The organism is Streptomyces sp. NPDC056160 (assembly GCF_042268205.1).
In the GTDB taxonomy this organism is placed as follows: domain Bacteria; phylum Actinomycetota; class Actinomycetes; order Streptomycetales; family Streptomycetaceae; genus Streptomyces.
Window position 1 is genome coordinate 25,949 of sequence record NZ_JBHJUW010000097.1, and the last position, 7,897, is coordinate 33,845.

Here is a 7,897-nt window from a genome sequence, read left to right on the forward strand (position 1 = left end):
ATTGCGCCTTTGTTCCGCGTTCCTTTTTTGACGCCTCGTGTTTTGCCTCTGGTTTTACATCAGGCGTTGTGCGGAGAAATGACGCCGTGTACGGGCGCGGCAGGAAAACGCATGTCGGCGCCATTCGCCGGGGCCGCGGGATTATTTCGACTGTTTTTCGCGCCCTTACCACCACACAGCGCACACTTCTGGGTGGCAGTTGTCAGGCGAGGTGGCCGAGCCGCGGGCCGCCCCGGTCGCGCAGTCGTCTGAAGAAGGCCAGCACGCCCGCGGAGCCGCCGGCCCAGGTGGCACTCGACCCGGCGAGAGAGGTGTCGGGGAACACGGGCCGGGACCAGGTACCGCCGCTGCGGCTCAGGATGAGCAGGGCGACGGTCTCGGCCGCGTCCCGGAACTCCTCGGACCCGGACGCCTCAGCGACGTCCACCATCAGGTCGCCCACTCCGGCCAGTCCGCAGCACTGTGTGACCAGCGGCATCCGCGGTGCCAGTGCGGCGGCGGCGCGCGCGGCCCGCTGGGCGAGGTCGAGGTACCGGGGCTCGTCGAGGCGTTCGGCGGCCCGGACGAGTACGGTCCCGATGCCGGCCAGGCCCCGGCACCACGAGCCGTAACGGCGTGTCGCCCCCGGCTCGGCGGCCGCCGCGATGATGCCCGGTGTCACGGCGGCCAGGCGCGCGGCGGCCTTCTCGGAGCGGCTGACCGCGTCCGGGTCGCCGGTCGCGTCACCGTGTTCGAGCAGGAAGCAGACGATGCCCGCCTCGCCGTGCGCGATGCCCTCGCGGAGTGCGGCGCTGCCGGCTGTGTCGCAACCGGCCGGGGTCAGTCGGGCGGTGCCCGACGCCAGCATCCGGCCGCAGTCGGCGGCGACGGCGAGATGGCGGTCCGCGGCGTGCCGGTCACCGGACCGGAGGGCGTGTCGGGCCAGCAGGAGCCGGCCGAGGCCGATTCCGGCGGCACCCGTGATCAGGTCCGCCTCCGGCGGTCCGCCGTCCGGTGCGCGGTCCGGCAGGGCGGGGCCCTCGGGCCGCGCGTCAGCGTCCGTGCCCGGCCCCGCCTCCAACCCCGCTTCCGCGAGGAAGAGTTCGACGCCGGTGCGTCCCGTGTAGAAGCCTGGTGGGAGGTTCCTGGACTGTTCCGCCGTCCACCGTGCCAACGCGGTGACGGCCGCACGCACGTGCGGCCGGTGCGCATGGTGGAGGAGTTCCAGTCCGAGTCCCGAACTGCCGCCGTAGACGTCGATCGAGGTGGGGACGTTCAGCTGTGCGGCCCGTACCGGGTCCACGATCGCGTGCACTTCACCCACGCAGTACGCGGTCGTGTGCTCGATGATCTCGGCCAGCAGGCCGCTGTCGATCCGGGGGCGCGCGGGCCGGCGTGCGGTGCCGGCCGTGCCGGTGCGCAGGCGGTCGGCGGCGGCGGTCCGTACGGCCGGGTCGAAGCTCAGGAGGCCGGTGATCGACGACCGGATGTCCCGGTGGACGCGCTCCGGCAGTGCCCATGCCAGGCAGGCAAGAGTCCGGTCCCGGTTGACGCCGTGATCGGTATCGACGATCACCGGGTCCATGCCGGTGGCGGCGAAGAACAGGGTCGCGCCGAGGGCGTAGAGGTCGTCGGCGGGGGCGGCCGGCCCGGTCGCGCGCAGAACCGGCTCGCTGTATCCGGGTGTCGCCCCTCCGGGGCCGGCGCCGTCCCGCTCGCTGATCCCGAAGTCGACCACATGGCAGTGGCCGGGGCCACAGTCGTCGAGCACGACGTTGTCGGGCTTGAGGTCGCGGACGACCACGTTCCGGGCGTGGATCGCGTCCAGGACGCGCAGGAGCCGGGAGGCGAGGACGGACAGGGTGCGCGCCGGCCGGGTGCCGTCGTCCCGGTACGGGCCGTTGCGCAGGACCTCCCTGCGCAGGTCCCGGTCGCCGCAGCTGCTCATCACCAGGTACTCGTCCGACTGGTGGGCGAAGTAGTCCAGCGCGCGGGGGACACCCGGGATGCCGTCGAGCGCGGTGAGGACCGTGCGCTCGTTGCGCAGCCGGTGGCGGGCGTCCGTACCGGATTCGTCCTCGCCCACGAAGGCCCTCGCCTGTTTGACCACCACCGGCCGCCCGAGAGTGCGGTCGGTCGCCCGGTAGACGTTGCCCCGGGGCGCGCGTGCGATGCCGGCGGTGACCGTGTAGCGTCCGCCGCCGAAGCCGGGCGCGGACGGCTGGGCACCGTGTCCGGCGCCGATCGCGAAGGGGTCCTCGGCCCAGGGCGGGCACCGGTAGCGGCCGACGGCCAGGCCGTCGAAGATCCGGCCGTCCGGCCCGGTCATGACGGATTCGATCCGCCCGCTGCGGCCGGTCCGGTAGTCGCCCGTGAAGGGGCCGTAGCGGTAGTAGACCGGGGCCCTCGGGTCGACCCGCCGGTCGCTGACGACCCGCGGGCCCTCCCGGTCACGCAGTACGGCGGCGAGTTCCCGGGCGACCTCGACGACGGAGCCGGCCAGGGGGTAGACGGTGATCGCCTTGCCGACGACTCCGGCGCTCACCACCCCTGAGTTGAGGCGGCGCAGCGTCTTCGGGTCAAGGGCGAACTTCGCGTGGCAGACGTACCGGGACAGCACGGGCAGGACGAGCCGGGTCACGGCATCGAGGTCGCCGGGGCGGGCCGAGACGTGCAGTTTCCAGCCGTGTTCCATCGCCGGCATCCGCGGATCGTTCAGGTACGACCACGTGTCGTCGGACCAGCCGCTGCGGCCGGCGATGGAAACGGCCACCGCTACGAGTTCAGGTCACAGGCGAAGCGCGTGGTGGCGGTCACCCAGGGGTCGGCCAGACACGCCGTGGGCTCGCGGTCGCCGCGGTCGTCGTCCTCGAACACGATCGCCTCGTCGTCGATCTCCAGCGGACCCGCGTCGCGGAATCCGTCGGCTTCCAGAAGATCCGGCACGGCTACGGGCATGACGCCTCCATGGTTTGTCGTGCGCTGAGGAGCAGGCAACTGCCGACGCCGGCCGGTGGGCCCGCCGGGTCAAGGACTCGCTGCACAAAGGTAAGGAGGGGCGAACTCTCTGACAAGGGGTCAGGTGCGTCCTCGCCCCGGGATCTTCGCCGGCCGGGCACCGGCGCGACCGGCCGACGCGAGGCCGACCTCGGCCGGAACCGAGGCGGGTGGGCACGTCACAGAAGCCGGACCAGAGCTCTACGGGACGGACGAAGCCAAGCGGGCCTTCCGGCCGATTCAGGTGGGCGAGGTCGGCCTGAAGTGACCTGCTCGGGCCGGGAGGCCGCGGGCCGGGCCGCGCCCTGGACCCCGTGTCACCGGGATCTGAGCGAGCAGCTGCTCCTGGGTGACCCCCGTGGAGCGGGCCAGCACCGCGCCGTAGCCATCCGGGCTCTCCCACATCGCGGTACGCACCGCGCCCGGCGAGATGGTGCTGACACGCACGCCCTGCGGCCCGAACTCCTCCGCCAGTGCCTTGCCGAAGGCGGTCAGCGCGGCCTTCGCGGTGGTGTAGGTGACGGCCCGGCATGCGGCATCCGGGCGCCGTTGGAGGAGATGTTGACCAGCGCTCCGCGGCGGCGCAGCAGGCTGGGCAGCGCCGCCCGGCTGGTCCGCACGGCGGCCAGGAAGTTCAGGTCGTAGGACTGCTGCCACTGCTGGTCGGTGAAGGAGAGGAAGCCGCCGGTCTGGCCTTCTCCGCTGTCGCCGCGGCCGACGTTGTTGACGAGCAGGTCGAGGCCGCCGAGCTCGGTGGTGGCGCGCTCGATCAGCTGGGTGGGGGCGTCGGGGGTCAGCAGGTCCACCGGTACGGCCAGGGCGCCCGTCTCCTTCAGCTCCGGGGTGATCGGCCTCGCCCTGGCTCAGCCCCTCCCGGCGACCGGCCACGTCGCCGCCGTCCCGGTCGGCGGTCCGATCCAGCACTGAGGCACCACCCGCACCACCCGCATCCGAACCGGCCGACCCGCGGGCGGCGCTGCGGTTCCACGTACCGCCGCGGCTGAGCACCGCGCCGTCCACCGGCTGACGCCCCGGAGGTCAGAGCGCGGCCGCCGGGTAGCGTACGAAGAGGATGCCGTGCGCGTCGCCGTGCGGGGCGCTGTAGAGGTGCGCGGTGTCGGCCGGCCAGCACACCGACTCGCCCGGCCCGACGCTGCCCGGCGCGTCCAGGGTTCCCACGACCGCCGTCCCGCTCAGGATCATCAGGCTCTCCGTCGTCCCCGCGACGTGTGCGGCGGACTCCTGCGTGGCACCCGCGGCGATGGTGATCCGGAAGACGTCGGTGACCGCCTCGGCGTTCTCGTGCCGCTCGATCAGGACCGCCGTGACCGCACTGCCGAAGACGGCGCCCTCGTGCTGCCGGGTGTACGGCGGCAGATCGTCGCCGAGTACCGCGCTGAGCGGCCGGTTGAGTGCCGTGGTCAGCGCGTAGAGGGTCTCGAGCGTGGGGTTGCGGGTGCCGCTCTCCAGCTCCGAGAGCGTGCCCTTGCCCACGCCGGAGCGCCGTGCCAGCTCCGAGAGCGTCAGGCCCCGGGCCGTGCGCAGCTCCCGGAGCCTGCGCCCCACCTCGTCGTTCAGCCCCATCGCCGGTCGCGCTCCCGCTCTCGTCGCCCTGGTTGACGGTTCTCGGCCCCCTGCCTAGTGTTCCACAAACAGAACGTTCCGTTTATGGAACGCTCGGAACACCCGCAATCCTCGGATTCGCCCCCTGCCGGGCACCCCGCACCTCACCGTCCCGCCTCGGAAGTTGCCCCGTATGTCCTCCTTCACCGCCCGCGTACGCGCGGCCGCCCCACCGTCGGCCGTGGCCGCCGGCCTGATCGCCGTCACCGTCGGCGTCACCAGTTCAGCCGCGCTCGTGTTCACCGCGGCGAAGGCGGCGGGCGCGGGACCCCGGGAGATCGGCTCCTGGATGCTCGCGCTCGGCGTCGGGCTCGCCCTCACCTGCGTCAGTCTCTCCCTGCGGCATCGCGCACCCGTCGTCACCGCGTGGTCCACGCCCGGCGCGGCCCTGCTCGCGACCAGCCTCACCGGGGTGTCCATGGGACGGGCCGTCGGCGCGTTCGTCTGCTCGGCCCTTCTCGTCCTCATCACCGGCCTGACCGGGTGGTTCGCCCGCGCCATGGACCGCATCCCCGTACCGCTCGCCTCGGCCCTGCTCGCCGGAGTACTGCTGCGCTTCGGAACCGGTCTGTTCAGCACGATGCACGACAGTTTCGCGATCGCCTTCCCCGTCTTCGTGCTGTATGTCCTCGCGCGCCGCATCGCTCCGCGGTACGCCGTACTGCTCGCCCTCGCCGGCGGCGTCCTCGCCTCGGTCCTCACCGGGGGATGGCACCTGGACAAGCTGCGGGTCTCGCTCGCCACGCCGGTCTTCGTCGCACCGGACTTCGACTGGAAGGTCCTGATCAGCGTCGGGGTGCCGCTGTTCGTGGTCACGATGGCCTCGCAGAACCTGCCCGGAGTCGCCGTGCTCCGCGGCTCGGGCTACGACGTGCCCGTGTCGCCGCTGATGACGTGGACCGGAGCGGTCAACGTCCTGCTCGCCCCGTTCGGCGCGTTCGGGTTGAACCTCGCCGCCATCACCGCCGCCATCTGCACCGGTGAGGAGGCGCACCCGGACCGGACCAAGCGGTACACCGCCGCCGTGTGGGCCGGGGTCTTCTACCTCTGCGTCGGTGTGTTCGGCGCCACCGTCGCGTCCCTGCTCACCGCCATGCCGAACGCCCTGGTGCTCGCCACGGCGGGCGTCGGTCTGCTGGCCACCATCGAAAGCTCCCTGACCACGGCCCTGTCCGACAAGTCGTCGCGGGAGGCCGCCGTCGTCACGTTCCTCGCCACCGCGTCCGGTGTCACGCTCCTGGGCATCGGCTCCGCCTTCTGGGGACTGCTCGCCGGTGCCCTCACCACCGTCATCGCGACCGTCGGACGACGCGGCAGAGCGACGTCCGCGGCCCCGGCACCCGCGGCCCCGACGTCCGCCCAGAACCACGCGGCGGAGGCTTCCTCGCAGTAAGGGGACCGATGGGAGCCGCTGTCTGCAGAAAGGCGGGGCAGAAGCCGTTTCCGGTCGTCCGGTATGTCTTAATCTGCCCATACGAGGTCTGGTGTCGCCGAAACCGGTCGACCGGTGGACGGTGCGCGTCCCTCATGGACCTGGGAGGCCGCCTTGCTCAGTCCCTTCCTGGCCGTGCTGGCTGCCATGGCCAATGCTCTGGCGTCGGCGTTGCAGCGCAAAGCCGCCCGGGAGGAGTCCACCGAGGAGAACATGAGCCTGAGCCTCGTGTGGCACCTGCTGCACCGGCCCGTCTGGCTCGGCGGGGTGCTGTCGCTGATCGCGGGGTTCCTGCTGCAGGCGGTCGCCCTCGGTTCCGGGCAGATCTCGGCGGTCCAGCCGCTGCTCGCGCTGGACCTGCCCGTGGCGCTGATCCTGTCCGGCTTCTTGCTCGGGAACCGGCTGGGCCGCCGCGAATGGGTGGCCTCGGCGGTCATGGCCGCGGGCGTGGCCGGACTGGTGCTGGCGCTGGGGCCCGGTCAGGGCAGCTCGTCGTCGGTGTCCTGGGTGGGATGGCTGATCGGCGCAGGAGCCAACGTCGTACTGATCGCGGCCGGCGTCCTGTGGGCGAGGGCGGTGTCGGGCACCCGTAGGGCCGCGGTACTCGGAGTGACCACAGGGTGTGCCTTCGGACTGACCGCCGCGCTGATCAAAGGGGTGACGACCCGCTACTCCCAGGGCCTGTCCGCCGTGTTCACCGGCTGGCAGCTGTGGGCGATGATCGCCGTGGGCGCCGGCGCGATGTTCCTCCTGCAGTCGGCGATGAACGCGGGCGGCCTGCTGGCCACACAGCCCGGTCTGACCATGACCGACCCGGTCATCGGCATCCTCTGGGGCGTGCTGATCTTCCATGAAAGGGTCCGCGGCCAACTGTTCATCCTCCTGGCGGTCCTGTGTGCCGCGGCGGCCGCGGCGGCCGTGATGGTGCTGGCCCGCTCCCCGCTGCTGAGCGGCACGTCAGGCGCACAGGGGGAAGCCGGTCAGGCGGACGACGCCGCGAGCACCGCCGCCCGGCCGGACGGCGACACGTGAGGCCGTACCGGCGCCTTGACCCCCTGACGGGGCGGTTCCGCGGTTCTCACCGTCGCCGCCGCCCTGTTCGCGAAGTACGGGACGGATCTGCCTGCCCCTTTTCCGGACCCAAGGGTTCCCGCAAGGATTTCCGGAGGGAAAGAAGACGGGGACAGCGCCTTCCAGCGGCCAGGATCTCCCGGCCGCTGACGACAGCACAGAGGGGGCCTTCCATCACCAGGAAGGCCCCCTCATTTTCCTGAGGGTCGAGGGGCGAGAGGGGCGTCAGCGCTTGAACGCGTCCTTCGCCTTCTCCTTGGCCGCGCGGGCGGCGCCGGTGCTCTTCTCGGCCTGTCCTTCGGCGGCCATACGGTCGTTGCCGAGGGCGCCGCCCACCATCTCCTTGGCCTTGCCCTCGGCCTGCTCGGTCGTCGCCTTGGCCTTCTCGCCGGCACTCATGAAATGGGCCTCCTCAGAGCTTCCGTTCGCTGTTGCGGTGACCGGCTCGTGCCCCGACTATCTCCCAGCAAACAAAGGCACATTCGAGGAATGAGCACCATGATGCAGGGCAGTCGGAGGGTCAGGAGGTCGATAACTATGGTTCCCCTTTTGCTTGTCCTGCTTCTCGCGCTCATCCTTTTCGGCGCCGGCTTCGCCCTCAAGATCCTGTGGTGGGTGGCCCTGATCGTCTTGGTGGTGTGGCTGCTCGGCTTCGTCATGCGCTCCACCAGCGCCGGCGGCAGCCGCGGCCGTTGGTACCGATGGTGACCTGACACCGATGGTGACCTGACACCGATGGTGACCTGACACCGATGGTGACCTGACACCGCACACCTGCCCTGTGGGGCCCGGCCG

The 7,897-nt window shown here is 71.7% G+C and carries 7 protein-coding genes and 1 pseudogene; 3 read left to right on the forward strand and 5 right to left on the reverse strand.

Features of this window, described 5'->3' with window-relative positions:
- Positions 1-202 precede the first annotated feature (202 nt).
- The 4 genes and pseudogenes from lanL to ACFC02_RS29260 all read right to left on the reverse strand — a co-directional run bounded on the left by lanL (position 203) and on the right by ACFC02_RS29260 (position 4,560).
- On the reverse strand, positions 203-2,752 hold the full coding sequence (lanL, locus tag ACFC02_RS29245) for a class IV lanthionine synthetase LanL (RefSeq protein WP_376363538.1): 2,550 nt from the start codon (positions 2,750-2,752) through the stop codon (positions 203-205).
- A 2-nt stretch (positions 2,753-2,754) separates the two neighbouring features.
- Positions 2,755-2,937 (reverse strand): SflA family class IV lanthipeptide, encoded by a 183-nt coding sequence (locus tag ACFC02_RS29250; protein ID WP_376363540.1) that lies wholly within the window; start codon positions 2,935-2,937, stop codon positions 2,755-2,757.
- Between the two features lie 279 nt (positions 2,938-3,216).
- Positions 3,217-3,782 (reverse strand): annotated as a pseudogene (locus ACFC02_RS29255) (SDR family NAD(P)-dependent oxidoreductase).
- A gap of 232 nt (positions 3,783-4,014) precedes the next feature.
- Positions 4,015-4,560, reverse strand: a complete 546-nt coding sequence (locus tag ACFC02_RS29260; RefSeq protein WP_376363543.1) for a helix-turn-helix domain-containing protein — start codon at positions 4,558-4,560, stop codon at positions 4,015-4,017.
- A 172-nt stretch (positions 4,561-4,732) separates the two neighbouring features.
- On the opposite strand from ACFC02_RS29260, the gene ACFC02_RS29265 reads away from it, so the two are divergent.
- On the forward strand, positions 4,733-5,992 hold the full coding sequence (locus tag ACFC02_RS29265) for a benzoate/H(+) symporter BenE family transporter (RefSeq protein WP_376363546.1): 1,260 nt from the start codon (positions 4,733-4,735) through the stop codon (positions 5,990-5,992).
- A 153-nt stretch (positions 5,993-6,145) separates the two neighbouring features.
- Complete coding sequence (locus tag ACFC02_RS29270; protein ID WP_376363549.1) at positions 6,146-7,063, forward strand: DMT family transporter; 918 nt, start codon at positions 6,146-6,148, stop codon at positions 7,061-7,063.
- Positions 7,064-7,327: 264 nt separating this feature from the next.
- Here the strand turns inward: ACFC02_RS29270 and ACFC02_RS29275 are convergent, their stop codons facing one another.
- Positions 7,328-7,501 carry a CsbD family protein gene (locus ACFC02_RS29275; RefSeq protein ID WP_376363552.1) on the reverse strand — a complete coding sequence of 58 codons (174 nt, stop codon included), beginning with the start codon at positions 7,499-7,501 and terminating at the stop codon, positions 7,328-7,330.
- Positions 7,502-7,639: 138 nt separating this feature from the next.
- On the opposite strand from ACFC02_RS29275, the gene ACFC02_RS29280 reads away from it, so the two are divergent.
- Positions 7,640-7,810, forward strand: coding sequence for a hydrophobic protein (locus tag ACFC02_RS29280; RefSeq protein WP_360973311.1), 171 nt, complete (start codon positions 7,640-7,642; stop codon positions 7,808-7,810).
- The last annotated feature ends 87 nt before the right edge of the window (positions 7,811-7,897 follow it).